Here is a 25048-nt window from a genome sequence, read left to right as displayed (position 1 = left end):
ATTGCAAACTCATTCACTGTATCCAGTATGCTGGCTTGTAGTGGAAAGTTCAATTTTCAGCAATTAATAGCAGGCTAATAGTCACTGAGTTATGGTTGAGACCCCTTCAATGGGGATACCACTGTGAAACTTAAAATCAGCATCAGGCGTGTTAATTAACTCAGCCTCTTTCTGGCCAAAGAACCTCACGCGTGGTGAAATATCTTCTCCTGCTACCTGCCTAGCCAGCGTTAAATAATCCTGATAATGACGCGCTTCTGAACGCAATAGTGAGATATAGAATTTTTGCAACTCATCATCCAGATAGGGTGCGAGCCTTGCGAAGCGCTCACAACTACGCGCTTCAATATATGCTCCGCAAATTAGCTTATCGACCAATGCCTGCGGTTCATAAGTTCGAACATAGCGCATCATCCCTCTGGCATAACGGCCAGCCGATACGTTGGTGTAAGCGATATCGCGGGATTGCATTATCTCGAGTACTTGCTGAAAATGGTGAAGCTCTTCTTTTATTAGCAACACCATTTTTTCTACCAGATCATCACCGAAATCATGCACACCGTTTGCTGAAATCATCTTTTTCAAACCGTTGTGCTTGCCGTCGAAATTACCATCACCTATCTGCCGGTAAACATAATCTTCGTAGGGCTTTAGCCATGCCAACAATTCCGCAGCGTTGTTCGCATCCACTACGTAGCGACGAATGAGCATTAAGGCTGTTTGAGCGGCTTTTAATTCACAATTACAGTGATCAATGAGTAAGGGGGCTAGTTGTTCTGGCTCACGTGCCTTATCTAGCCATGCTTGTGGAGTCTGACAATACAAAAATGAATTTATTGGTGTTAACAATTGGTCAAGTGCGGCTTTTTGCATCTGGGAAGACTCATGCTCAAATGGGCCACTATTTTACCTAATTTACTCAGATGAAGCTATTTGGTTTATAAAAACGCTTAGCTTTCAATGTGATGACTTTTTAAACAAAATGATTGACGATTAACCAACTATGCTGCATATTTAATTGTAAATATTTTGTTAATTTGATAACAATAATTAAATAGACGTATTGTCGTACATATATTGTGAGGTAGATTTATGATTTTGAATCATCTAGTTGGGATTTACACTCATCCCAAGGAAGAATGGCAAACCATTGATAAAAAACATGAAAGTTATTTTTATGCATTAAGCCATATCGCTATCATTGCACTAATCCCTGCGCTTGTTGGCTATTATGCTTCAGCGCACTTAGGCTGGCGAATTGGGGCTGGTGATGTTATCAAACTGACCGAGACCAGTGCTCTGACAATGGCAGTAAGTTTATATTTTGGTTTGATCGTAGGTGTCATTGGCTTGGCTATTCTTATTCATGAGCTTGCCAACGCATTTGAAGCCAAACCAACCTATACCCAATCACTCGAATTAGCTGCTTATACCGCCACCCCTTTGTTCATGGTGGGTTTTGCTGCGTTATATCCAGTTTTATGGTTCGTTATGACAATAGGCTTGGTAGGCCTTTCATATTCGGTTTACCTGCTCTATTCCGGCGTCCCCATTTTAATGCATATGCCAGAAGATAAAGGTTTCATCTATTCTAGCTCAGTTGTTACCTGCGGATTGGTGTTATTGGTCATTCTAATGGCCAGTTCAGTCATTTTGTGGAGCATGGGTTTCGGCCCTGTTTATCTACATTAAGTAACCTCAGCATCACACATTTTTCCTCACACAATAAAAAAAGGCCGCAAATGCTTGCGGCCTTTCATGTGCAGTAAATATCGGTTAATCGCTATCCATATTATGCATATCCAAATTACTCAGCTCTGCTTGCAAAACAGGTGCTTGTCTGGCTTTTTCGCTTCGAGCCAAATCAATTTTTTCCAAATATTGCTGATCGATATCCGCCGTGATGTAGTTACCGTCAAATACGGACGTTTCAAACTGAGTAATCGTGGGGTTTTCTTCCCGCACAGCTTCTACCAGATCGCTTAAGTCTTGGAAAATTAATCCATCTGCCTGAATAAGGTCGGCAATCTGATCGATCTCACGGCCATAAGCGATAAGTTCATTAGCAGAAGGCATGTCGATACCATAAACGTTGGGGAAACGTATCTCTGGGGCAGCGGATGCAAAATAGACTTTATTCGCCCCCGATTCACGGGCCATTTCAATAATTTGACCAGAGGTGGTACCACGAACGATTGAGTCATCGACCAACAATACATTCTTCCCTTTAAATTCGGACGAAATAGCATTTAATTTTCTGCGTACTGATTTTTTTCGCATTGTCTGCCCAGGCATGATAAAGGTCCGCCCAATATAGCGGTTCTTAACAAAGCCCTGTCGATAAGGAAGGTTGAGGGTATTGGCTATCTGTAAAGCGACATCCATAGATGTTTCAGGAATAGGTATCACTACGTCGATGTCTTTATCGGCCCACTCTCGCGCGATTTTTTCGCCCAGTTTGCGGCCCATGTTTACGCGCGAAGCATAAACTGAAATTCCATCTATAAATGAATCAGGACGAGCGAAATAAACAAACTCAAAAATACAGGGTGTTGCTTTAGGCTTCTCATAACACTGATGGGTATGTAAATGGCCTTGCTCGGTAATATAAACTGCTTCGCCTGGCGCAACATCGCGGACAAAGGTGAACCCGACGGCATCCAGCGCCACACTTTCGGAGGCGACCATATATTCTTCCCCCATTTCAGTAATACGTTTACCCAATGCGAGAGGGCGAATACCGTTGGGATCTCTAAACGCAACTAAACCTTGACCGATAATTGCCGCCACTACCGCATATGCACCGCGAGTTTTATTATGAACGCGCGTGACGACTTTGAAAATATCTTCTGGCGATACTGTCATTTCGGTACACGCTTGTAGCTCATGGGCAAAGATATTTAACAACAATTCAGAATCTGAAGTGGTATTAATATGACGACGGGCATTACGGAACACTTCTTCTTGTAAGTCGTGGGAGTTAGTCAGGTTTCCGTTGTGAGCAAAGGCGATTCCAAAGGGGGAGTTGACATAAAAAGGTTGCGCTTCAGCTGAACTTGATGTGCCCGCAGTAGGATATCGGCAATGACCAATACCCAGATTACCGGTCAATCGCTTCATATGACGCGTATGGAAAACATCCCTTACCAGTCCATTACCTTTGCGTAAATTAAATATATTTTGGTCAATGGTAATGATACCGGCAGCATCCTGGCCTCGGTGTTGAAGAACAGTCAAACCATCATATAGTGACTGCGCTACTGGGGTCTTACCCGCGATTCCAACAATACCACACATCTTTTCGCTACCTACTTAAACCGACGTTAAAAAACTCGAGCCATCCTTCATAAATTCGAAAAACCACTCAACAATGACTGTAAATTCGGGGATCAGAACTGATTGCCCCCACCACTGCGATTCGGCAGCTGGTGTAAAAGTATCCAAGAAAAATAGTAGTGCACTGACGATGAGTACGCCGCGTAATGCGCCAAAAACAAGTCCAAGTGCGCGGTCTGTTCCGGTTAGTCCCGACATTTGCACAAGCTGTCCAAGCGCGACGTTAACTAAACCGCCCAGTATGAGTGTTGTTATAAATAGAACAGCGATCGCTGCGCCGTTTCTTAATAATTGATCATCTATTCGTGTTAAATAGACGGCTAAATCAGCATAGAACTGACTGGCAATAAACAGAGCAGCAAACCAGACCACCAGTGAAATAGCTTCTTTTACAAAGCCTCTCATTAAGCTGATCAAGGTAGAAACCGCAATTATGCCTAATATGGAAAAGTCGACCCAATTCATATTTTACCTGGCCTGCCATCAAAACTGATGCGACAACCTTCTGCCCTGTATTGAGATGGCGCGTATTCTAACAGATGCTTGGTGTATTACCAATTTGAAATGCGTTACATATTGTAACTAGCGCAATCGTAAGTATTGGTTTGTTTTTTAAGCCTTTGACAAAAAACAACTAATCGACCTTAAAAGGAGTAACTTTGCCCCTAAGTCCTGTTACTTCTTGTAAATGAGGGATAGCATTTTCCAATTTTGCTTTTTGTAAATCAGGTCCGACAAAAACTTTTGTCAAAGGCCCCGAGCTGGTTTTAATCGGACGACTAAAGGCTCGGTAGCCAGCTTTTTCAAGTTTGGTAAGCAATTGGCGCACATTCTTCTGATGACGAAAGCTTCCCAGCTGAATAACCCACCCAGCGTCTTCTTCTTTCGCTTGTGACCTATTGACGACCGTTTGTTGGGCTAAATCGTTTGTTTCAGCGCCATTTGTGTTTTGTTCTAGTTTATGAGCCATTTGGACTGGTTCATCAACGGGTTTATCGTCAACTATTTCTATCGGACGTTGAGCGGCTTTTTCTACCCTTTCAGTTGGAAATGTTTCTGGGTTTACAATTGGTTTACGCGCTGGCGGCGCAGGAATTTCTGCGAAAGATTCACTTTTTCGTTCTTTCTTTCCTTCAAGAAAATCCGGTAAAAAAATGACCGCTAGGGCAACCACGATAATCGTGCCGATAAGTCTGTTTTGCAGTGCCGATGCCACCTGGTGCTCCTTAGATACTACTTAAGATTGCAAAGCTAATACATCTGCCACCGTAAGAAAAGAGCCAAACACCAAAATTGTTTCTTTTGGCTGGGCTTTTTCCATTGCAGACGTCAGTGCATCGGTTACATTGTCAAAACATTTTGCATTATTTCGGGCATCCCTTGGCAATGCCGAATACAGAGTTTCCGCCTCAGTGCCTCTTGGGCCCGGTAAGCTGGCACAATACCAACACCCCCCTAGCGCCGCCAGCGGTAGTAATGTATCGGCAACGGCTTTATCTTTCAGCATACCAACAACAAAATGGATACGCTCTGTCTGCAAACTTTTTAACCAATCTTTCATCGCTTGGGATGCTTGTGGATTATGCCCCACATCAAGATATATATCCGGTTGGGTTGCTATGCGCTGGCGCCTGCCCGGCAGGGTTACTGTCTCTAAAATTCTATTCAATTCGTCTATATCAGGTAGCATGTTCAACTGTTTGAGCACAGCCAACGCAGTACTAACGTTCTGATATAAAAAGCTGGTAGTAGATAAGCTAGCTAACTGCAATTCGCCACATCGCCAATGCCAGCTTTGCTCTTGCTCCTGATAGGTGAAGTCCTGGCCTGCCCATAACGCCTTGCAGTTTAGCTTTTTAACGTACTCTGTTAGGGTATATGGCGGTTCAGGCTCACCAATAATTGCAATTGCATCGTGTCGCATTATCCCCGCTTTCTCTAACGCAATCTTTTCGCGGGTATCGCCTAACCAATCCTGATGGTCAAGGCCAATGCTCGTTACTACAGCAATATCTGGATCAATTATATTCGTCGCATCCAGGCGTCCACCTAACCCCACCTCTAAAATAGCGTAATCAACTTGTTCCTGTTGCATCATTACAAGTGCCGCAAGCGTGCCAAACTCGAAATACGTTAAGCTGGTTTCACCTCTGGCTGCTTCTACTTTTTCAAGTGCATCTACGTAAACGTGTTCTGCCTTAAGCTCACCATTTACACGTACCCGTTCCCGGTAGTCGATTAGATGAGGTGAGCTATACACGCCGACGGTTTTGTTCTGGCAAAGTAACGACGCTTCAATAAAGCGACATGTTGTTCCTTTGCCGTTGGTCCCTGCAACCGTAATTACCGTTGCATTGGAGAAGTCCACACAGAGCTTGTCTGCCACACGTTTTATTCGTTCCAACCCCATATCAATAGAACTGGGATGGATGGACTCAAGATAGGAAAGCCACTGCTCTAGCGTTCTTTTCGGCAAAGCAGTGGTTGAAAATGTAGTATTCACTTAATTCGGACGGTGTAGTTTACCTAACAGGCCGTGTAATTTATCACGCATTTCGCGACGGTCAACAATCATATCGATTGCGCCTTTCTCTATTAAGAATTCACTACGCTGAAATCCTGGGGGTAATGTTTCACGAACGGTTTGTTCAATTACACGCGGGCCCGCAAACCCAATCAAGGCTTTAGGTTCTGCCACGTTGATATCGCCCAACATCGCTAAACTCGCTGAAACTCCACCCATAGTAGGGTCTGTCATAACTGATATATAAGGCAGCCCTTTTTCACTCAGCTTGGCTAATGCAGCAGACGTTTTCGCCATTTGCATCAACGACATCAACGCTTCTTGCATACGTGCCCCACCACTGGCGGAGAAACATATCAACGGCATATCATTTTCAATACAGGCATTCACCGCAGCTACGAAACGCGCGCCTACAACAGAAGCCATAGACCCCCCCATAAAGGCAAATTCAAAGCTGGCAACAACCACTGGCATGCCTTTAAGTTTACCTTGCATGACTATTAAGGCGTCTTTTTCATTCGTGCTTTTTTGCGCAGATGCGATACGGTCTTTGTATTTTTTGGAATCTTTAAACTTCAATACGTCTTGTGGCTCAAGATCACCGCCCAGTTCTTTTCTGTCGTTCTTATCTAAAAAACTATCGATACGACGGCGGGCGCTTATGCGCATATGATGATCACATTTGGGGCAAACTTCTAACAGCTTTTCTAATTCTGTTTTGTACAGTACAGCCTGACATGAAGAGCATTTTGTCCACACACCTTCCGGCACATTGCCCTTGGTAGAGGTTTGCGTGCGGGGTAAAATCTTCTGAATCCAGCTCATTGAATAATCCTTAGTCCACCTGACTCTAATTTTTCGAATCAAATAAAAACTTTTTATTTAATAACTCGTCACTATAGCGCGCTATTAGACCACATTACAAAAAAATGCAAAAATCAAAACTGGTCTTAGAAGTTATCTGGAAGAAACAGTGGGCCTATCTGATGTTTTGGTAAGTCAAATTCCTGCGGATACCCTACTTCTACCAAATACAATCCGTTTGGCTTTGCCGTAGCTGCAGCTTGGCTACGATCTTTCACTGCTAACAGGTCTTTTATCCATCCTACAGGTTGCGAACCGCATCCTACTTCAATTAACGATCCAGCAATATTACGCACCATATGGTGAACGAACGCGTTAGCTTGAATATCGATAATAACGAAGCGTTCGCGCCGCATAACCTTAACGTGGGTAACGTTGCGATAAGGTGACTTAGATTGACAAAGAGCCGCGCGAAACGAGCTAAAATCATTCTCACCTAAAAGTGCTTGTGCAGCTTGATGCATTTTATCAGCGTCCAGAGGACGATGTTCGTGCGTTAAACCTTGATGCAAAATGGCCGGGCGAAGCCTATCGTTATAAATGATATAGCGATAGCGACGATAAATAGCGCTAAAACGCGCGTGAAAATCGTCGGCTACTTCTTTAGCCCAGGTAACAGCCATTTCGTCAGGTAAGTTTGCATTTACGCCCAAGGTCCATGCGCGCATGGGTCGGGCCGTGTCACAATTGAAATGGATAACCTGCCCCGTCGCATGCACGCCTGCATCGGTTCGTCCGGCACAAATAACTTCAACTGGACATGCTGCCACTGTCGAAAGCGCTTTTTCAACGTGCTCTTGCACTGAGGTGACGTCTCGTTGTCGCTGCCAGCCGTATTGAGAAGCACCGTTGTATTCAACTCCTAAGGCAATTCGCCCCATCGCTACTACTTACCTGTTACTGAGAAAGGTGGCTAAGTTTAATGAGTTTCTAGTTAAGTTCAAACTTTTAAGCAGTAAAGGTAAACTAGAGGTAACGCTTTAAAAGATGGTACTAACGTGATCAGCACTGCTTCACTTGACGATTCGCCTGCAATAGCGAAGATTTACAATCACTATATTCAACACTCCGTAGCTACGTTTGAGGAATTTTTAATCACACCTTCTGGCATTCAAGAAAGAATGAAGAAAGTTCAAGCTGCCAACCTACCCTGGTTAGTAGCTATGGAAGATTCCAAAATTGTTGGTTATACCTATGCTAGCCAACTTAAGGAAAGAAGCGCTTACCGTTTTGCTGTCGAGGTGACTGTTTATATTGATACACAAGCACGAGGCAAAGGATTGGGCACAGCACTTTATCTAGCGCTTTTTGAACAATTAAAATCGCAAGGGATTCGCTCAGCCATTGGTTGTATTACTTTACCTAACGAGCCTAGCGTTGTATTACACGAGAAACTGGGTATGCAAAAAGTCGGGCATTTTAGCGAGGTGGGCTTTAAATTTGGAAAGTGGCTGGATGTAGGATTTTGGCAGATTCATTTTGCGAAGATAAATTAACTTTTCCATAAGACAATCCGAGACTATCATTATTAATTAAATTAACCTAAAAGGATTCTTATGAAGGACTTCCTGCCACAATCCCGTATCTTTCGCCGCAAAAATGTCGTTTTTGAGATAGGTAATAAATACTTTGATGATACCGCCGTGAAACGTTGTGTGCAAAAAATTAATACTCTGGTTGAGCAACTTGATAGCTGGGTCTTAATTTCGATTCCGGATAAATCAAAAGGTATTACGCCTGCCGCAGCCGAAAAAGCGGTGGATTTATTAAAACAAGCTTTAAAGAGTAATTGTGAAGCAGTACTCATATTAACGTCAAATACATCCGGTAAGATATTTGCTCATGCTTTGAAAGAGCATGGTCTTGATCACAAATTATTTTGTAGCGAATCGTTAATAGAAATAATGAGAAAAGCAGAAACACTGCTAGGCGATCCTACTTTATTTATGGACGGTGAAACGCAAATTAAGAAAAATATCACCAGTGAAAATTCATAAAGATGTCGTTATCTTGTTAAAATAGCGAGGAAAAATAGAATTCATCACCCGCTTATTGCTCTGCCTATCAGTAGCACCTTCTTCCGCATTTATTATAGTAAAGCTTCCTAATATCACAGTTCTCACCTTTACGGCTCAAACTAAGACACCAATTGTGGGAGATTTTTACATTCCATTGGCGTTAGCTGTCCTAATGCGTGATTTAGCCTTGGGTAGTTGTAATCCAAACGCCATTGCGCAATTATATCTCTTGCCTCTATCAGATGCTTGAATTTACCATTAAAGCTTTCGACAAACGTATTACCATTCTGATCATCAATGATAATGTCAACTTTCCATAGACGCAGTGATTTCCTTTGTGTGCTTTCACTAATGGCGAAAAGAGTGAGGAAAACACTAAGGCCACATTGTCCCGCCATGCATAATCATAACTTAGCAACCTTTCCCGGCTTTGCTTGATATATTTATTTAATTTTAAATTAAGTGCGCGGGTGGTTAGTGAGGGTATTGGCATAGCGAGTCATTTGTTGATGGAAAAAAGCTTCTGTACCTTGGGCTAAGGCTGTAGCAACGTAACCTCCCAGCTATCGTTATTTAGGTAAAACGCTTCCCGTAAATGCAACCTAGTTTGTTGGAACGTTAAAAATTCGATTTTTTTAGGCGATACAGTTATGCCTCCCCAGTTATGGGGTCTGGGCACAGGCTTGTGTGAATACATTTCACTGGCTTGCTCAAATTGTGCTCTTAGCGTGGATTCGGATGCTATTGGTTGACTTTGCTCAAAGCACTGGGTCGCAACTTGAGCGGAATGGCTTCTTTGCAGCCAATAACAGTCAGAGATCTCGTCGGAAGTATTTTGCGCCTTTCCTACTACCCTTACCTGCAAACCCATGTGATCCCACCAAGCGGTCAAAGCAACTTTGGCGTCCAATTTCAAGTGGTTACCTTTTGGTGAGTCTCTATAGGTACAAAAAGTAAACCCTTCACTATTTACCGCTTTCAGGTCAACAAAACGTGAAGAGGGATAACCATTTTCATCGATGGTTGACACGCATACTGCACTTTTTTGTTTTAAAGGGCTATTGGTCAGTGCTTGTTTCCACCACTGATTAAATTTGGTAATAGGATTTTCCGTAATCATATTTTTACTATAAATTAATTTGTTAGTTAATCAGGTTAAGCTAGATATAGCCTAACCTAATGACTTAAGAACAGATTTTGCTTCTTCTGTTTGCGCAGGAGACCCTTTCTCAATGACCTCCTGAAGGAGTTCTTTTGCGGGTTGGATATCATCCATCTCAATATACATCATTGCTAAATCAAGATTCGCGCTCTGGCCCGCGTCTTTATCAATGTCCACAATGTCATCGTCGTCATTTACACCGGTGAATTCTGACAAGCTGACATTTAGATCAAGTGGTGGTTCATTGATCCCTTCTTCATCTTCTTCCATGCTTTCGTCAAGCAGGGTTTCAACATCCACATAATTGCTTTCATTTTCTTCGCTCTCAGACTCTTCTGCCGGAGTATCGGTAAGTAACGCTTCCAAATCAAGATCAGGGTTGTCTAATTTAAGCGATTGCTGTGAGTCATCTTCCTCTTCATTTTCCATCGACCCGAGTAATTCATCAAATTCAGAATTCTCAAGTTCATCTAAAATTTCATGATCAGATTGTTTATCACCTATTAGCCAATCGTCGAGCCCTGGTACATCTTCTAATTCGTCTATTTCTTGACTAGCTGAAGGCTTTTCAGGAACCACACCGTCCTGTTCCTGCTCCAATTCAAAGTCGTCAAAATCTGATAACGCTTTATCAAGTAGACTATCATCGAACTCGTTATTCGTCTCACTCGACTCAGCAATTGATGGAATATCATCCATCATTTGACGGTCAAACTCTTCTAACGCTGCATCCAAAGGGTCCGTACTTTCAATCTCATCACTCGCTAGTGTATTCTGCGATTCATCATCCTCAGCTACACTTTTCGTCTCTGTGTCAGCACTTTCTTCTACTTCGTCCGAAGGTTCTTCTAAAGCAGGCTCTTCGTCACTTGCTTCAGATTGTTCTTGTTCTGCTTCATTATCAGCTAGAGGTTCTTCATTTTGCTGCGTGTCAGTCGCTGTAACACTTTCTTCCTCTGCGTCAGCGTCCTCTTCTATTTCGTCTGAAGGTTCTTCTAAAGCTGGCTCTTCGTCACTTGCTTCAGATTGCTCTTGTTCTTCTTCATTATCAGCTAGAGGTTCTTCATTTTGCTGAATGTCAGTCGCTGCATCACTTTCTTCTTCTGCGTCAGCGTCCTCTTCTATTTCGTCTGAAGGTTCTTCTAAAGCTGGCTCTTGGGCACTTGCTTCGGATCGCTCTTGTTCTTCCTCGTTATCAGCTAGAGGTTCTTCATTTTGCTGCGTGTCAGTCGCTGCACCACTTTCTTCCTCTGCGCCAGCGTCATCTTCTATTTCGGCTGAGGGTTCTTCTAAAGCTGGCTCTTGGGCACTTGCTTCGGATTGCTCTTGTTCAGCTTCATTATCAGCTAGAGGTTTTTCATTTTGCTGCGTGTCAGTCGCTGCACCACTTTCTTCCTCTGCGCCAGCGTCATCATCTCTATCAGCTGAGGCTTCTTCTAAAGCTGGCTCTTCGTCACTTGCTTCAGATTGCTCTTGTTCTTCTTCATTATCAGCTAGAGGTTCTTCATTTTGCTGAATGTCAGTCGCTGCATCACTTTCTTCTTCTGCGTCAGCGTCATCTTCTATTTCGGCTGGGGGTTCTTCTAAAGCAGGCTCTTCTTCACTTGCTTCAGATTGTTCTTGTTCTTCCTCGTTATCAGCTAGAGGTTCTTCATTTTGCTGCGTGTCAGTCGCTGCAGCACTTTCTTCTTCTGCGTCAGCGTCATCTTCTATTTCGGCTGGGGGTTCTTCTAAAGCAGGCTCTTCGTCACTAGCTTCAGATTGTTCTTGTTCAGCTTCATTATCAGCTAGAGGTTCTTCATTTTGCTGCGTGTCAGTCACTGCAACACTTTCTTCCTCTGCGCCAGCGTCATCTTCTATATCGGCTGAAGGTTCTTCTAAAGCAGGCTCTTCGGCACTTGCTTCAGATTGTTCTTGTTCAGCTTCATTATCAGCTAGTGCTTTTTCTTGCGGCATTTCCTCTTTGGAAACGCTTTCTTCTTCAGTTTCTGCAGAGTCATCAGATTGTTCTGCGTCAAGCTCTGCCATCAATTCGTCGGAAAGCGCGTCCATTTTGTTCTCAGATTCTGAGTCTTCTGCTTCTAACTCAGCAAGCAGCTCATCTGAAAGCGGATCATTAAGGTCATCGTTATCAGCTTTTAAACCTTCCTCGTCGTCAACTTCATTATCCGCCTGTAACTCAGCTAGTAACTCTTCTGATAAAGGATCGTCAATGTCCTCCAACTCATCTTCGTTGGTGGTTTCTTTCTCTTGAGTAGGCGCCGGATCTTCCGATAACGCTTCGTTCTCCGTCGGCCCTTCTTCATTCTGAAGTTCAGCAATGAGATCGTCAGATAGGGGATCGTCGAATTCATCCGCATTTGCCATGTCATCGACATTAATTTCTTCTATGTCTTCTGATAATGCGTCCAGATCTTGAATAGCTTGAGGAGAAGGCGTTTTTGCTAATTCTTCATCGTCACTTTCATCCCTGTCTTCGAGCATGTCGGCGGACATATCCCCCATCATCTCAATTTGCTCGATTTCGCCCATTATTTCATCTGTTAAGCGGTCAAGCTCATGGTTCTGTTCGTGAATCTCCTTGCCCAATTTATCCAGCATTTCCTCATCGACCGCATCGTCACCTAACTGCTCTTCAAAACTAGGCTCTTTATGTTCTTCGAGTAAGTCATCAATACTTATTTCAGGCTTTTCGTCTTCTTCAATCTGTGATTGCTGCTGAACGTCATCGGCCGCGCTGTCTTCTTCGGTGGTTTCAAATTCCGATCCAGTACTTTCGTCTATTGCCGATTCAGTTTCTTCACCATCAAATAGTTCGCTGCTTTCCTCTTCTCCAGCTTCACTTAATTCGTCAGCGATATCATCTTCTGACAAATCGATCGCTGAATCATCAGAATCGTCATCAATGGAGGAACCACTCAAGTCTTCCTCATCAAACAAACTATCTAATTCATCTTGATCTAATGAATCGTTACCCTCTTCGAAATCATCTTCGTCATCAGGTACCAACATGTCATCATCAAGGTCAGCAAAACTCTCTAGCTCATCATCAAGCGCATCTTCAAGCTCGTTCGATAGCACATCATCGAGTAAATCATCATCGTTAAATAAATCATCTTCAGTTAATTCATCATCATCATCGAAATCGTCTACTAAAGATGGTACTGAATCATCCGGTTCCGAGGCCGGCTTTTGTTTTGGCGGCGGCGTGGTGACAGTAGGAGCAACTTCGGCGGAAGGTTGTTTGCGCAGAAGGAAGTAGCCTAATCCACCTAATAGCAGCAGAGTGAAAAGACTGGAGCCAATAATCAGCATAGTAGAATCAGAGCCACTAGAGGGCTCAACGGCACGCACAACAGGCTGCTGCTCTTTTTGCTGCTGCATCATTTCTAGCAACTGTTTTTGGAGCGCAAGCTGCTCATCCATTTGTGCTTGAACGTCGCCTTTCACCTGGTCACGCAGATTCTGCAGATCTTCGTTAACTTTTTCTACTCGTTCATATAATTTGCGATTGTCGTCAAGAATTGACCGCACGCTCTCCAAAGAAGAGGCAAACTGTTGCCTCAAATCATCAAACTGGCGAGATTGCTGCGCATCAAGCCGAGTAATCTTTTCCTCTATCGCAGATTTTGTGGTGCTCAAATCTTCCTGATTGACCAAGGGTACGGGTGGCTTAAGGTTACGAACACTATTGCCCGGAACGTCGGGCATTCTGGCAAAAGCCGCATCGTCGTTCTCAGCACGCTGCCGGGCTTTTTCTTTATCAATTCTGGCAACATAGCGCTCGGCAGGTAACCTAAGGGTTTCGCCTTCTATTAATAAATTCAGATTATTTTGTTCGAACGCATTGGGGTTAAGCTCATAAATTGCCACCATCACCTGGTAAACACTAAGATTAGGATTTTGACGGTAACGATCAGCGATACGCCACAATGTGTCTTGCGCATCAATTGGCCCATAAACTACACCAGAGAACTGGTTAGTTGCGTCTTTTGGTCCTTTAAGCTGGGTTTCCCGTTCTTGTCCGGTGACTAAGGAAGGTAACGTCAACATTAACAGCGTTAATAGCAGCAAGCCCGTCAAATGCAATTTCATAGCGTTCCTATATGCCCTCAAGCGTCATGGGTAAGTTTGCCTCTTACCCAATCTTGCGGCCTCACTCAATATGACTTCTTCCTGAGTGGGCTGCATAGTTGTTATTTTGACGTGTTGGTTATCACGCGTTCTCAACATCGTTGTCCTGACATTTTTGATTTATAGTTTGTTGTCATCTACTGGCAACCAAATTTTTTGTTTAGGTGACAATTTCTTGTCTTTTCACCTAACAACAGGAAAACAATGCAATTTATAATCCAGCTTGATAATTTATAGTTACCAAACCAACTATAAACCACTTAGTGACGCCAATCTAGGTGACCACTCATTTTCTCTTTAAATCGATTATCAAACAATACGAAATGCCGCTTTCTTAGCGGCATTTTTACGTATATTAAAGAATATCGGCAGAACTAATAAAAATCTTTGAGCAGAGTTTCAGCAATCTGCACACTGTTGGTGGCGGCCCCTTTACGAATATTATCAGACACGACCCACATATTTAATCCATTCGGATGAGTAATATCATTGCGGATCCTCCCTACATGGACCCAATCATTGCCACTGGCATTAGAGACCTGAGTAGGAAATTGCTCTCGGGATTCATATACTTTAACACCCGGTGCATTCGCCAATATTTGCCTTACTTCTTCCGCATCAATTGGTTGTCGAGTTTCTATGTGCAAGGCTTCACCATGCCCGTAGAATACTGGCACTCTTACAGCCGTGGCATTCACTAAAATGCTGTCATCACCCATAATTTTTTGGGTTTCCCATGACATTTTCATCTCTTCTTTGGTGTAATCGTTATCTAGAAACATATCAATTTGTGGAATAACGTTAAACGCTATCTGACGACTGAACGCTTCAGATTTCACTTCCCGAGCGTTTAACAAGTCAGCCGTTTGTTTGGCTAACTCTTCCATGGCACTTTTTCCGGCGCCGGAAACTGACTGATACGTAGACACATTGATGCGCTCTATGCCAACTGCTTCATGTATTGGTTGTAAAGCAACCAACATCTGGATAGTAGAGCAGTTCGGATTAGCAATAATGTTACGGTTGCGAAAATCAGCTAAAGCATGGGCGTTTACTTCAGGTACTACTAAAGGGATATCGGGCTCGTAACGAAACTGGGAGGTATTATCTATCACTACACAACCCGCTTCTGCTGCCAGAGGAGCATACTTAGCGGAAACTGAACCACCCGCTGAAAAAAAGCCAAACTGTACTTCTGACCAATCAAATGTATCTGCATCTAACACTTCTATTTCTTCACCCTTGAAGGTGACCGAACCACCGGCAGAGCGAGCACTTGCCAAAGGATAAAGCGTTTTAACCGGGAATTTTCGCTGTTCCAGAATTTCTATCATGGTTTGCCCAACTAATCCGGTGGCGCCTAACACGGCAACATCAAACGCTTGTGACATGTATCTGATTCTCCTAAATAGTGATTACTTTTTTTGAAACTGAATTAATGAATGCGACGTCAGGCACATTCAATGTTGAAACCTATAGCCTCTAATTGGGTTTGCGTATTTGGAGTTAGCTTATCGTGTAGACGAAGTGAACATGAAATTATTTCTCTTCTTATACGATAAGTTTTTCGCAATGCAGCAAACTGGTTGGATTGTGCCATGCTTTTGCGAAAATGTTTATCATCTTCTCTGATATCATATATTGGTAACAATAACCTGCGCCAACAAGCCATGGATAATTTCTCACCGCCGATCCCACCAGCCATAATTTCTGTAGGTGGAACTGCAGCTAAAAAATGGTCTAAGCTTTTTGTAACAGGGTGTTCCAGGTGGGCGCATACTTGCTCATAAACCATCTGTGTACCGCGCAATTTTCCCTCAACAGTATGGCCCGCAATATGCGGTGTAGCGAGAAAACAGTATGGCAGTAACGCGGTGTCTATATCAGGCTCATGATCGAATACGTCTAAAATGAGAACGGGCGGGTTTGACTGCTGCATACGCAATTTTAACGCTTGTTCATCAATAACTTCACCTCGACAAGCATTGATCAAAATCTGATGACCATGCATTTGATGCAGCTCCTCCTGCCCGATTAAATTTTCAGTAGGATCGTCCCCGGAGGAGGTATAGGGAACATGCAATGAGATGACATCGCATTTTAAAATATCGGAAAATGCGCACAGATTTCGCTTATCACCGCTTTTCTTCAGGGGCGGATCGCATAACTTGTAATTAACGTGCATCGCATCCAACAAACTAGCAAGCATGCTGCCGACATTGCCTGCGCCAACAATACCCACTGTTGCGTTAGACAGGTCAAGTCGATTCTGTTCATCTGCAACTAATAGCGCACTGATCACCCACTCTGCCACGGCCCTAGCATTACACCCAGCGGCTGAACCCCAGGGGATATTCGCTTGGTCCAAAAAGCCCTTATCAAGGTGATTGGTACCCGCTGTGGCGGTAGTGACAAATTTTATATGGGAATCTTCGCCTAACACACTGCGATTGATTGGGGTGGTAGAACGTACCACCAGTATAGAAACATCCTGAAGGTGAGATTGCTTAAGTTGCCCCGCTGGAAACGACGATACATTTCCTATGTCCGCGAAATATTCGTGCCCTTTCGGTATACTATCTTCAAATAAAATTTTGGTCATTACGTAAATAAAAACAGTGCGTGTAGGATGAGTTTAAGAAAGGAATGCTAGCGCATATCAGAGGATATGCGCCAGAAGAAATAAAGTCTTTATTACGCAGAATAACGTTTTATGACTAACGTGGCGTTTGTACCACCAAATCCAAAACTGTTTGACATTATCTGATTAAGGGTTGCTTCGCGGGTTTGGGTGACAATATCCAAACCTTTAGCCGCTTCATCTAAGTTATCTATATTGATCGAGGGCGCTATAAAGTTATGCTTCATCATCAATATGCTATAGATGGCTTCGTTAACCCCTGCCGCCCCTAATGCATGCCCAGTTAGTGATTTTGTAGAGCTAATTGGAACGTTAGACTGACCGAAAACTTCCTGAATTGCTGCAAGCTCTTTAACATCACCCACCGGGGTTGAGGTGCCATGGGTATTTAGATAGTCGATTGGACCTTCGACGCCCTGCAATGCCATTTTCATACAACGGATAGCACCTTCACCCGACGGCGCAACCATGTCGAAACCGTCAGACGTGGCACCATAGCCAACTACCTCACCATAAATTTTGGCGCCGCGAGCTAACGCATGTTCCAGTTCTTCAACTACAACCATACCGCCACCCCCAGAGCTAACAAATCCGTCTCGGTCAGCATCATAGGTACGTGAAGCGACTGATGGATTATCGTTATATTTGCTGGATAATGCGCCCATGGCATCAAATTGGCTGGATAAAGACCAATGCAATTCTTCTCCACCACCCGCAAAGACCATATCCTGTTTGCCTAACTGGATAAGTTCAAGTGCATTACCAATACAATGCGCGCTAGTTGCACATGCAGACGCTATAGAGTAGTTAATGCCCTTTATTTTAAATGGCGTGGCAAGGCAGGCAGAAACTGTTGAAGACATACACCGCGGAACCATATAGGGTCCCATCCGCTTAACGCCTTTTTCGCGTAGGATGTCTGCGGATAAAACCTGATTTTCAGAAGAGGCTCCACCGGAACCGGCAATAATGCCTGTACGTTCATTAGAAATATCTGACTCTTCCAACCCTGCGTCGGCAATGGCCTGTTGCATGGCTACATACGCATAACCTGCAGCATCCCCCATAAAACGCATGGCTTTACGGTCAATATGTTCTTTTAAATCCAGATCTATATCACCCCAAACTTGACTGCGTAGCCCCATTTCGGCGAATTGCTCTGAATAGGTAATGCCTGACTTACCTGCCTTTAAGGAAGCCAGAACTTCATCTTGGTTGACACCGATGCTGGAAACAATACCCATACCAGTGATAACTGCTCTTTTCATAATTTACCCCTATTTTGCTGCCGCCTATGGTAACGATTTTAGTCGCAAAACTGGTCTGCTCTTTAGCTTTTTAGCCAATTTTGAACAAAAATTAATATTACGTCATAAGATTGCCTGCCAAGACTACCATCCACTATCATGCATAGGTATTATCTGCCACTTCTGTAAAGCGAAACCAGAGAGAGTACGTGAAGTCTACCTACGCCAGAGTGCATTTCAATCAAGCTGGAACGCCAGTAGCCGATAATTTTGACGATGTGTATTTTTCCAATGACAGTGGCATGGATGAAACTCGGTACGTTTTTATAGCCGGTAACGATTTAAACCAGCGTTGGAAAGAATGGGGTAGCTCTTCATTCGTAATCGCAGAGACCGGATTTGGTACGGGTTTGAATCTTTTGGTGGTTATGACAGCATTTCGCGATTTTCGTCACGCAAACCCTGACCACCCGCTAACTCGGCTACACTTTATTACCACCGAGAAATACCCATTAAGTCAGCAAGATATGACTAGCGTTCTGTCGCAGTTCCCTGCATTATCTGAAGCTGCTTTGGCCCTTCAACAACAATACCCCTTCGGCCTTAACGGTTGTCATCGACTATTGTTTGACACCTTTCACACTACCGTCGATTTATGGTTCGCAGATGTGCATGAGGCAATGGCAGAATGGCGTATTCCTTCAGAAGGCCTCGTTGACGCGTGGTTTCTTGACGGATTTGCGCCGAGCAAGAACCCTCAAATGTGGTCTGAAACGCTTTTCACCAATATGGCGCGATGTTCGAAACCCGCTGCGACTTGCGCTACTTTCACCGCTGCCGGTTTAGTTAAACGAGGACTACAAGCAGCAGGGTTCACGGTCAATAAACGCAAAGGATTCGGCCGTAAGCGAGAAATGATCACTGCGACGTATTCACCTGAGTCAGATATAAAAAACACTAAAGGCAAAGCGACATTTGATAACATTGCGATAATTGGTGGGGGAATAGCTGCCGCAACATTGACCTATGCCCTATGCCAAAAAGGTGTCGCCACCACTTTGTATTGTGCCAACGAACCTGCCGACGGCGCGTCGGGCAACCCGCAAGGAGGCTTCTATCCCCAACTTCATGCTCAAACAAGTCTTGCCAGTGAAATCCAAGCTCATGCCTTTTTGTTTGCCAGACGCTTTTATGAGGAAATAAATGAACGTGCTGAATTTAAGCATGATTTTTGTGGGGTATTGCAATTAGGCTTTAACGACAACGTTGTTCAGCGTCAAAATAATTTGACGAAAAACAATTGTTGGCCGCAAGAACTTATACGCTTTGTTGATAAAAGTATGGCAGAGGCGATCGCTGGGGTCCCAGTACCCTACCCTGGATTATTTACACCGCTTGGTGGCTGGATAAATCCTCCCACATTAATTAATTCCTTATTACAACTGGCAGCATCGACAGGAAATCTTTCTATTCACCCCCATCAACGCCTAACAGATATAACTGAGCACAACCAGTATGTCTCACTTAATTTTGCCAGCGGCCTCAGTGCTGACGCACAACAAGTGGTGCTCGCCACTGGACACGAATTAACGGCGTTTGAACAGTGTAAAAAACTACCGTTAAGACCTGTACGGGGGCAAGTTGAAGCCATACCCACGCAAACTCCGCTTAACCAACTCCAAACTGTATTATGTCACAAAGGTTACCTGACTCCAGCCTTAGACGAACGTCACGCCCTTGGTTCAACGTATATTAAACGAGATACCGCAACAAACGTCAGAGCAGAAGAAAGTCATCAAAATTTACTCATGCATCAACAGGCTTTAAAAGATTGCGACTGGGTAACAGCACTTACCCACGATGATAAAGCGCGGGCTGCCATTCGTTTAGGAGTGCCCGATCATCAACCTTTATGTGGCACTTTACCAGATTATGCCAAATACCAGCAATGGTATAAAACATTGCGTAAACATAGTGAGGACGTGCCAGAACATATATCTCATCGAAGGATTCACGTATTCAGCGCATTGGGCTCAAGAGGGCTCACTACGGCCCCCCTATTAGCTGAAACTTTAGCCAGCGAGCTGTGTAACCGCCCCCTTCCCCTGGGTCGGACCTTATACAAAGCACTGCACCCTCAACGCTTTATTTTAAAAGCGCTTAAACAGACCTAAGTGTTAACAAAAAGGCAAATCAAGGGGCAGAAGATTGGCCTGCATAAAGTGAGGTAACCACAAATGCGGGTATATGGATGCTCGCACTGGCTACCACACGTTTAGATTTGACTGCTACTATGCGTGCATTTACACGTACGCCACGCGCATCCTCAATCATAGTACCAGTGAGAATATGATCTAAGCGCACTGACTCAACTAACCTTTTTCCACTACGGTCCATCGCAATATCGCCCCGAGGGGTGACTTTTATGCCATCGGTCACTTTAAAGTCGATAACCCCAATACCATATGCCTGTAGTTCACTGATTAAGTATTCGGAAAGTTGGTTACCTAAAATTGTAGTGTCAGATAACGATGTGTTCAACCTGACAAAACTGGTCACCCCAACAAGTTCACTGGTACTTAAGCCCATCGCCCGGTCCACCAGTTCCATGGCCAGCTGTGATGCATAATCAACCACTTTTTTATGGGTCTGTCTCGGCTGAAAGCCATATCTTAGGGGGTCCTGGTATCCTCGTTGAGCATAATATGCTTCGTCACTTTCTGGATCAGTTTGTTTAGGTCGAACTGTGTTCGTTGAAGACTTTTCGCTAGCCGTTGCATTTTTAGCGTGTCTATCTACGTCTCCCTCTGGTTTACGTAATGGCTCACTTTTATTTTTCCGCTCGAGGTGATGAGCTTTTTCTTGTTGTTTCTGGCGATTAGAAGGTTGTTTTTTATCTGGTGTATTGTTTGCTGTATTGTTTGCTATTAAAGGCTTTTGGATCTCCTGAGATGCCTTGCCCTGGTGTGAAGACGTTTCACTTACTCCTGTTCTTTCTGGCGAAGAGTCGATACTGTGATCCGTAATTTCTGACTCTTTTGACGGGTGGGTAGACGATACATTGTCTACCTCCTTAGCAGAAAATTCATTTACTCGGTGTTCTTGTTGCCTATCATGACGGTCTTGCGCAAGTTGCCGCATTTGTGGCTGTTCAAATTTTGAATGCTCCTCTTTCGAAACTGGTTGCTGTACAGTTTCTGCGGGCTGCTCGTCGAATAAAAAAGCCATGCCTTCATCAAATGTATCTTTTATAGTTGCGCAGGCCGAAAGCAACAATGTCATGCTTACCAACGCTGGTAGTTTATAATTCATCATATATCCTCTACCCTGTTATCCGCGGGTAAATCGGACACCATCCTTGCCACCGTTGGGCATGGTGCCATCACTAGGTATAAGCGCATCTACCACATAAAACGGTACCATCATTTGGGCACTGGCAACCACAGCATGAGAATCCATACCGATAATGCGTGCATTGACCAACATACCGCCTTGATGCCGCGTCATAGTCCCCGTAAGGACATACTCGATAGGCAATGAACTATTTAGTTCCAGATAATCCCTGGATAAGGCGAAATCACCATGTTCAGTAATACGAATGTAATCAGTGGTTTTAAAGTCGAGTACAGGTATTCTGAACTTATGCAGCTCATGAATGAATGATTCGGCCATTTGCTGGCCAAGTAAATTTGTACTTTTAAGATTTGAGTCCAGCAACGCAAAATGTGTTACTGCAACGGGTGTTTTTTCACTAACGTATTCCATATTGCTGATGAGATCTTGGGCCATATTTTTAACATAGTCCCCAATATGCTTTGTCAGCGGTCGGCCCTTATATGAACTTTGTACATTGGAATACAGGCGTGGTTGACTTATCGCTCCAAAGCTATCCTGTTTGTCGGCGTCGCTGTCAGCATTATAATCATTCTCATATCCTGGGTAGTTTCGATCTGCCGCTGTAATATCAACCACATTGGTGGGCGCAGGGTTAGACGCATCAACAGGCTCTGTCAACGTCTGTGGATTCTGCGTATACGAGTTATGTACAACGTCTTCGGAACTTTCGTTGCCTGCCAACGCCCACTCTTCAATTCTGTCCAACACGGTACAGCCGGTGGTCACCGTCATTGCACATATACCTACCAGCACAAGTTTACATTGCTTGTTCATTCCCGTTACCCCTTAATCTCACTACGGTACAGCCTGCCATTGCGTGTGGTTACATGCTCTTTCTGCCAAAATACTTCGGCCGGGAAAAAGCGAGTGGCGGCTGATATGATTTCTTTACTGTTTGCATCAATAATTCTTGCATTGACCATGGCCCCAGATTCCTGCTTTACTACCGTTCCAGTTATGTAGTAATCCACACGGCCGACAGCTGACAGCTGTTCGATATCGCGCGTCAATACACGCTCGGCATGATCAGACATAATAATATTGTCGGTCAGTTTGTATTCTTGCGCCAAGAATCCGCGCTTAGTGGCTTCGGTTACTAACCCCTGCTCCAATTGATGGCCTAGCAGCATTAATGGATGCTGATCATTATTGTCATACGTCATGGAGGTAACAGGAACGAAGCCAGTTACCGCATATCTCACTTGTCTGCTTGGACGAACGTTAGCAAATAACTCATTAGCTAACGTAAAAGTATAATATTCAACGTTTCCCAGGGCGGATAAAGGTTCGCCCGTTGCTGTAACAACTTTTTGGATTGGTTTTGGTCCTGATTTAGTATCAGCTTCAGATGATCCCGCTAGCAAAGTACAGCCTGAAAGAACAACTATTCCTAACATGCTGATAGTGATTAACCATAATTTCTTCAAACGAAAGTGTTGATTTGCCATGTACAACCTGAATTCTTATATTGACCGTAAATTGCGTTTTCGGGAGGTCAATTTTGTGACACATAAAAGAATGACGGCAAAAAACGTACCATAGTGACTACGAGGGAAAAGTAGGAGGTTTACCAGAAGAAGCGGCAATCCTATGCCTGGTAATTGCCGCTATTTAAAACGATTAGGACGCAATAAGTGCCTCCCACAAGGAAGCCACTTTCTGCTGGTCATGTAATTCCAATTCGCCTTGTGTAAACGCCCGCTGTAAACTTGAGCGGATATTATCATCTAGCGCTTCAGTATCAGCCTGTGGTAGTGCCAGCAGCTTACACGCCACTAGGTCAAAGTGTCCACGCAAATAACTGGCCACAAATAGTTCATCATCGCTGCCATTATCGACAACTGCGTCTAATTGGGATTCTATTGCTTCAATCTTATTTTCTAAGTGATTAGGCATACTGGTTTACTCTGCTACTTATCAAATGGCTGGGTAAAAAACTTTATCGTGATAACCCGTAATGACCGAAAAACTGCCCGCTAGTTCGTTATCCAGATCAGGGTTAGAGGTATCAAGCCGAAGTGGGCGGCCATCCAAACTCTCTAACTTATGTTTCGTTGCCACAACTAAAATATTATCCTTTCCTATCTGACGGATAAAGGTCGGGCTTAGCTGTTGATTACCTCGGCCGAATAAATGGCCCTGTCCACCAATGACGGTAATGATTAATTGGGTGGCCTTATCAGCGGTTATCTTTAATAATTCAGACGCGTTTACATCGCTGGCAACTAATGCTCTATTTTGTACAATATCTACCCCCAGCAATGTATTAGGCAATCCCAGTTCATCCATAATTGCCGCTACGGTGGACCCCGATCCCATCACAAAATATGTGTCTTCGTTGCTATCCATCCACTCTGCAATATGGGCGGCGATGTCCAGTAAGACTAACTCCTCACTTTCTTTGCCCCCCATTTTAACTGACTGTAGATAAACCAGATCATGGGGAACACGCATTTCTCCATAATGTTTTGCACGCACCTTTCCTTCGCGGAATGCGTTTTCATCAATATCGCGCACCTCCCCATCTTGCGCACTTACCAATTCGCCCCGCACCATCTTTGCGACTATTTCCCCGGCACCGGAGGGGGTCACAGCATAAACTCCTGAATGAATTTTGCAGCCAGCGGGAACACCTAATACAGGCACTCGTTCAGCAACGCTATGATAGACGTTGCGCGCGGTACCATCCCCGCCAGCAAATAGTAGTAAGTCTATCCCAGCCTCAACCATAGCCAGCGCGGCTTTTTCCGAATCTTCACCTTCGGTTTGGGTATGTTTCGAGTGAAATAGTACGGTGTAATTAAAACCTGTCTCTTGGCACACTGACTCGCCCATGTCGCCGGATGCAGTGAACAACTCCAGATTAGAACGTAAAGGTATTAGCTTCTCCAATGCCAGCCGCATTTTTTGGTTAGCTTTTTTTTCTGCACCATTGGCCAGTGCCTTTTCTCGGATGGCGGCGCCGTCACTACCTTTCAAAGCCAGCGCCCCTCCGATACCGGCAAAGGGGTTGACCAACACGCCTAAACGAAATATTTTGCGATCACTCATGCATTCGCTCGCTGTTGTTCAAGTATATCTCCAAACGTATCGTTGAGCGCATCAATAAATAATTGTGCGCGCGGCGGAAAACCATTTTGTTCGTATAAGGCATATTGTTGCAATACCGATTCTTCAAACGCTTCGCGATCTGGCTCAGCGCCGTTCAAATTGTCTGTACTCACCCTGAATTTTCTTCCCGCCGCCAATGTAAATGCGCGTTCAACTGCCTGAGGTTTAACTTCAACTTGTTCGAATTCTTTTTGCTGTTGTTCGTTACGCCCGTCGGGACAGTACCAATAGCCGTAATCTTCCAGTTTTCTACGCGCTGCACCGGCAATACACCAATGGGCAATTTCGTGTAGTGCACTTGAAAAATAACCGTGAGCAAACACAATTTGATTGTAAGGCGTTAAATTATTAGCAGGCAGGTAAACAGGCTCATTTTCGCCGCGAATGAGACGAGTATTAAACGCGGTAAAGAATAAGCTGTCGAACAATGCAATTAACGTATCAACGGCATGGGCTTCTTCGTCAAAATGACTGGAAGTTTGCTGGCAAATATTCACAATAAGATTAAATTTTTTACTATGTTGACCTAATAAAACAGGTTGCGAAGTCTAACAGATTCCGGCATGTTGAGTCACTTCTGTCGACGCTATTGGTCTAAGTAAGCAAGAGGATATC

At 44.0% G+C, this 25048-nt stretch carries 23 protein-coding genes; 4 read left to right on the top strand and 19 right to left on the bottom strand.

All coding sequences use genetic code 11. The annotated features are described in order from the left end of the window. Positions 1–81 precede the first annotated feature (81 nt). The gene (gene miaE / locus OPS28_RS12325; RefSeq protein WP_265609767.1) at positions 82–873 is read right to left on the bottom strand and encodes a tRNA isopentenyl-2-thiomethyl-A-37 hydroxylase MiaE; all 792 of its coding nucleotides are present in this window, start codon (positions 871–873) and stop codon (positions 82–84) included. 219 nt (positions 874–1092) lie between these two features. On the opposite strand from miaE, the gene OPS28_RS12320 reads away from it, so the two are divergent. Then, a complete protein-coding gene (locus OPS28_RS12320) occupies positions 1093–1692 on the top strand; it encodes a Yip1 family protein (RefSeq protein ID WP_265609766.1) in 600 nt (199 codons plus the stop codon). 84 nt (positions 1693–1776) lie between these two features. On the opposite strand, the gene purF is transcribed toward OPS28_RS12320, so the two are convergent. The 6 genes from purF to truA all read right to left on the bottom strand — a co-directional run bounded on the left by purF (position 1777) and on the right by truA (position 7605). Continuing rightward, on the bottom strand, positions 1777–3297 hold the full coding sequence (gene purF / locus OPS28_RS12315) for an amidophosphoribosyltransferase (RefSeq protein WP_265609765.1): 1521 nt from the start codon (positions 3295–3297) through the stop codon (positions 1777–1779). 15 nt (positions 3298–3312) lie between these two features. Then, on the bottom strand, positions 3313–3801 hold the full coding sequence (locus OPS28_RS12310; RefSeq protein WP_265609764.1) for a CvpA family protein: 489 nt from the start codon (positions 3799–3801) through the stop codon (positions 3313–3315). A 169-nt stretch (positions 3802–3970) separates the two neighbouring features. Beyond that, positions 3971–4552, bottom strand: a complete 582-nt coding sequence (locus OPS28_RS12305; protein ID WP_265609763.1) for an SPOR domain-containing protein — start codon at positions 4550–4552, stop codon at positions 3971–3973. A 21-nt stretch (positions 4553–4573) separates the two neighbouring features. After that, complete coding sequence (gene folC, locus OPS28_RS12300; protein ID WP_265609762.1) at positions 4574–5839, bottom strand: bifunctional tetrahydrofolate synthase/dihydrofolate synthase; 1266 nt, start codon at positions 5837–5839, stop codon at positions 4574–4576. Further along, complete coding sequence (accD, locus tag OPS28_RS12295; protein WP_265609761.1) at positions 5840–6685, bottom strand: acetyl-CoA carboxylase, carboxyltransferase subunit beta; 846 nt, start codon at positions 6683–6685, stop codon at positions 5840–5842. Positions 6686–6810: 125 nt separating this feature from the next. Further along, positions 6811–7605 (bottom strand): tRNA pseudouridine(38-40) synthase TruA, encoded by a 795-nt coding sequence (gene truA, locus OPS28_RS12290; RefSeq protein WP_265609760.1) that lies wholly within the window; start codon positions 7603–7605, stop codon positions 6811–6813. A gap of 117 nt (positions 7606–7722) precedes the next feature. Here truA and OPS28_RS12285 point away from each other — a divergent pair, with 117 nt between their 5' ends. Together OPS28_RS12285 and OPS28_RS12280 are read left to right on the top strand one after the other, a co-directional pair. Next, positions 7723–8220 carry a GNAT family N-acetyltransferase gene (locus OPS28_RS12285; RefSeq protein ID WP_265609759.1) on the top strand — a complete coding sequence of 166 codons (498 nt, stop codon included), beginning with the start codon at positions 7723–7725 and terminating at the stop codon, positions 8218–8220. Between the two features lie 60 nt (positions 8221–8280). Continuing rightward, positions 8281–8721 (top strand): hypothetical protein, encoded by a 441-nt coding sequence (locus OPS28_RS12280; RefSeq protein ID WP_265609758.1) that lies wholly within the window; start codon positions 8281–8283, stop codon positions 8719–8721. A 140-nt stretch (positions 8722–8861) separates the two neighbouring features. Here the strand turns inward: OPS28_RS12280 and OPS28_RS12275 are convergent, their stop codons facing one another. The 6 genes from OPS28_RS12275 to fabB form a co-directional block, all read right to left on the bottom strand. Further along, positions 8862–9140 carry an integrase core domain-containing protein gene (locus tag OPS28_RS12275; protein ID WP_265609757.1) on the bottom strand — a complete coding sequence of 93 codons (279 nt, stop codon included), beginning with the start codon at positions 9138–9140 and terminating at the stop codon, positions 8862–8864. A gap of 137 nt (positions 9141–9277) precedes the next feature. After that, the gene (locus OPS28_RS12270) at positions 9278–9862 is read right to left on the bottom strand and encodes a pyridoxine/pyridoxamine 5'-phosphate oxidase (protein WP_265609756.1); all 585 of its coding nucleotides are present in this window, start codon (positions 9860–9862) and stop codon (positions 9278–9280) included. Between the two features lie 51 nt (positions 9863–9913). Beyond that, on the bottom strand, positions 9914–13999 hold the full coding sequence (locus OPS28_RS12265) for a FimV/HubP family polar landmark protein (protein WP_265609755.1): 4086 nt from the start codon (positions 13997–13999) through the stop codon (positions 9914–9916). 413 nt (positions 14000–14412) lie between these two features. Next, the gene (locus OPS28_RS12260; protein ID WP_265609754.1) at positions 14413–15429 is read right to left on the bottom strand and encodes an aspartate-semialdehyde dehydrogenase; all 1017 of its coding nucleotides are present in this window, start codon (positions 15427–15429) and stop codon (positions 14413–14415) included. Positions 15430–15488: 59 nt separating this feature from the next. Further along, the gene (locus tag OPS28_RS12255; protein WP_265609753.1) at positions 15489–16640 is read right to left on the bottom strand and encodes a 4-phosphoerythronate dehydrogenase; all 1152 of its coding nucleotides are present in this window, start codon (positions 16638–16640) and stop codon (positions 15489–15491) included. Between the two features lie 92 nt (positions 16641–16732). After that, on the bottom strand, positions 16733–17947 hold the full coding sequence (gene fabB / locus OPS28_RS12250; protein ID WP_265609752.1) for a beta-ketoacyl-ACP synthase I: 1215 nt from the start codon (positions 17945–17947) through the stop codon (positions 16733–16735). Between the two features lie 188 nt (positions 17948–18135). On the opposite strand from fabB, the gene mnmC reads away from it, so the two are divergent. After that, positions 18136–20100 (top strand): bifunctional tRNA (5-methylaminomethyl-2-thiouridine)(34)-methyltransferase MnmD/FAD-dependent 5-carboxymethylaminomethyl-2-thiouridine(34) oxidoreductase MnmC, encoded by a 1965-nt coding sequence (gene mnmC, locus OPS28_RS12245; RefSeq protein WP_265609751.1) that lies wholly within the window; start codon positions 18136–18138, stop codon positions 20098–20100. A gap of 19 nt (positions 20101–20119) precedes the next feature. Here mnmC and OPS28_RS12240 read toward each other — a convergent pair whose 3' ends face one another. From OPS28_RS12240 to OPS28_RS12215, 6 genes are all read right to left on the bottom strand, one after another. Then, positions 20120–21241 carry a FlgO family outer membrane protein gene (locus OPS28_RS12240; RefSeq protein ID WP_265609750.1) on the bottom strand — a complete coding sequence of 374 codons (1122 nt, stop codon included), beginning with the start codon at positions 21239–21241 and terminating at the stop codon, positions 20120–20122. A 15-nt stretch (positions 21242–21256) separates the two neighbouring features. Then, positions 21257–22096 (bottom strand): FlgO family outer membrane protein, encoded by an 840-nt coding sequence (locus tag OPS28_RS12235; protein ID WP_265609749.1) that lies wholly within the window; start codon positions 22094–22096, stop codon positions 21257–21259. Between the two features lie 5 nt (positions 22097–22101). After that, entirely contained in the window at positions 22102–22719 is a 618-nt protein-coding gene (locus OPS28_RS12230) for a FlgO family outer membrane protein (RefSeq protein WP_442863995.1), read from the bottom strand. 223 nt (positions 22720–22942) lie between these two features. Beyond that, positions 22943–23218 carry a YfcL family protein gene (locus OPS28_RS12225; RefSeq protein WP_265609747.1) on the bottom strand — a complete coding sequence of 92 codons (276 nt, stop codon included), beginning with the start codon at positions 23216–23218 and terminating at the stop codon, positions 22943–22945. A 21-nt stretch (positions 23219–23239) separates the two neighbouring features. After that, the gene (locus OPS28_RS12220) at positions 23240–24373 is read right to left on the bottom strand and encodes an ATP-NAD kinase family protein (RefSeq protein WP_265609746.1); all 1134 of its coding nucleotides are present in this window, start codon (positions 24371–24373) and stop codon (positions 23240–23242) included. Beyond that, positions 24370–24930, bottom strand: a complete 561-nt coding sequence (locus tag OPS28_RS12215) for an elongation factor P hydroxylase (RefSeq protein ID WP_332017859.1) — start codon at positions 24928–24930, stop codon at positions 24370–24372. Before OPS28_RS12215 ends, OPS28_RS12220 begins: the two co-directional genes overlap by 4 nt. Positions 24931–25048 lie beyond the last annotated feature (118 nt).

Origin of the sequence: Alteromonas sp. ASW11-130, from assembly GCF_026183735.1 — a bacterium.
In the GTDB taxonomy this organism is placed as follows: domain Bacteria; phylum Pseudomonadota; class Gammaproteobacteria; order Enterobacterales; family Alteromonadaceae; genus Alteromonas.
The sequence above is the reverse complement of the archived record's forward strand: the minus strand, read 5'-3'. Positions and strand labels throughout refer to the sequence as shown.

What these genes read in the sequence shown, in the direction of transcription:
- miaE (WP_265609767.1), bottom strand. Translation starts at nt 873, where the DNA reads ATGCAAAAAGCCGCACTTGACCAATTGTTAACACCAATAAATTCATTT.
- OPS28_RS12320 (WP_265609766.1), top strand. Translation starts at nt 1,093, where the DNA reads ATGATTTTGAATCATCTAGTTGGGATTTACACTCATCCCAAGGAAGAA.
- purF (WP_265609765.1), bottom strand. Translation starts at nt 3,297, where the DNA reads ATGTGTGGTATTGTTGGAATCGCGGGTAAGACCCCAGTAGCGCAGTCA.
- OPS28_RS12310 (WP_265609764.1), bottom strand. Translation starts at nt 3,801, where the DNA reads ATGAATTGGGTCGACTTTTCCATATTAGGCATAATTGCGGTTTCTACC.
- accD (WP_265609761.1), bottom strand. Translation starts at nt 6,685, where the DNA reads ATGAGCTGGATTCAGAAGATTTTACCCCGCACGCAAACCTCTACCAAG.
- truA (WP_265609760.1), bottom strand. Translation starts at nt 7,605, where the DNA reads ATGGGGCGAATTGCCTTAGGAGTTGAATACAACGGTGCTTCTCAATAC.
- OPS28_RS12280 (WP_265609758.1), top strand. Translation starts at nt 8,281, where the DNA reads ATGAAGGACTTCCTGCCACAATCCCGTATCTTTCGCCGCAAAAATGTC.
- OPS28_RS12275 (WP_265609757.1), bottom strand. Translation starts at nt 9,140, where the DNA reads ATGGCGGGACAATGTGGCCTTAGTGTTTTCCTCACTCTTTTCGCCATT.
- OPS28_RS12270 (WP_265609756.1), bottom strand. Translation starts at nt 9,862, where the DNA reads ATGATTACGGAAAATCCTATTACCAAATTTAATCAGTGGTGGAAACAA.
- OPS28_RS12265 (WP_265609755.1), bottom strand. Translation starts at nt 13,999, where the DNA reads ATGAAATTGCATTTGACGGGCTTGCTGCTATTAACGCTGTTAATGTTG.
- OPS28_RS12260 (WP_265609754.1), bottom strand. Translation starts at nt 15,429, where the DNA reads ATGTCACAAGCGTTTGATGTTGCCGTGTTAGGCGCCACCGGATTAGTT.
- OPS28_RS12255 (WP_265609753.1), bottom strand. Translation starts at nt 16,640, where the DNA reads ATGACCAAAATTTTATTTGAAGATAGTATACCGAAAGGGCACGAATAT.
- fabB (WP_265609752.1), bottom strand. Translation starts at nt 17,947, where the DNA reads ATGAAAAGAGCAGTTATCACTGGTATGGGTATTGTTTCCAGCATCGGT.
- OPS28_RS12240 (WP_265609750.1), bottom strand. Translation starts at nt 21,241, where the DNA reads ATGATGAATTATAAACTACCAGCGTTGGTAAGCATGACATTGTTGCTT.
- OPS28_RS12235 (WP_265609749.1), bottom strand. Translation starts at nt 22,096, where the DNA reads ATGAACAAGCAATGTAAACTTGTGCTGGTAGGTATATGTGCAATGACG.
- OPS28_RS12230 (WP_442863995.1), bottom strand. Translation starts at nt 22,719, where the DNA reads ATGTTAGGAATAGTTGTTCTTTCAGGCTGTACTTTGCTAGCGGGATCA.
- OPS28_RS12225 (WP_265609747.1), bottom strand. Translation starts at nt 23,218, where the DNA reads ATGCCTAATCACTTAGAAAATAAGATTGAAGCAATAGAATCCCAATTA.
- OPS28_RS12220 (WP_265609746.1), bottom strand. Translation starts at nt 24,373, where the DNA reads ATGAGTGATCGCAAAATATTTCGTTTAGGCGTGTTGGTCAACCCCTTT.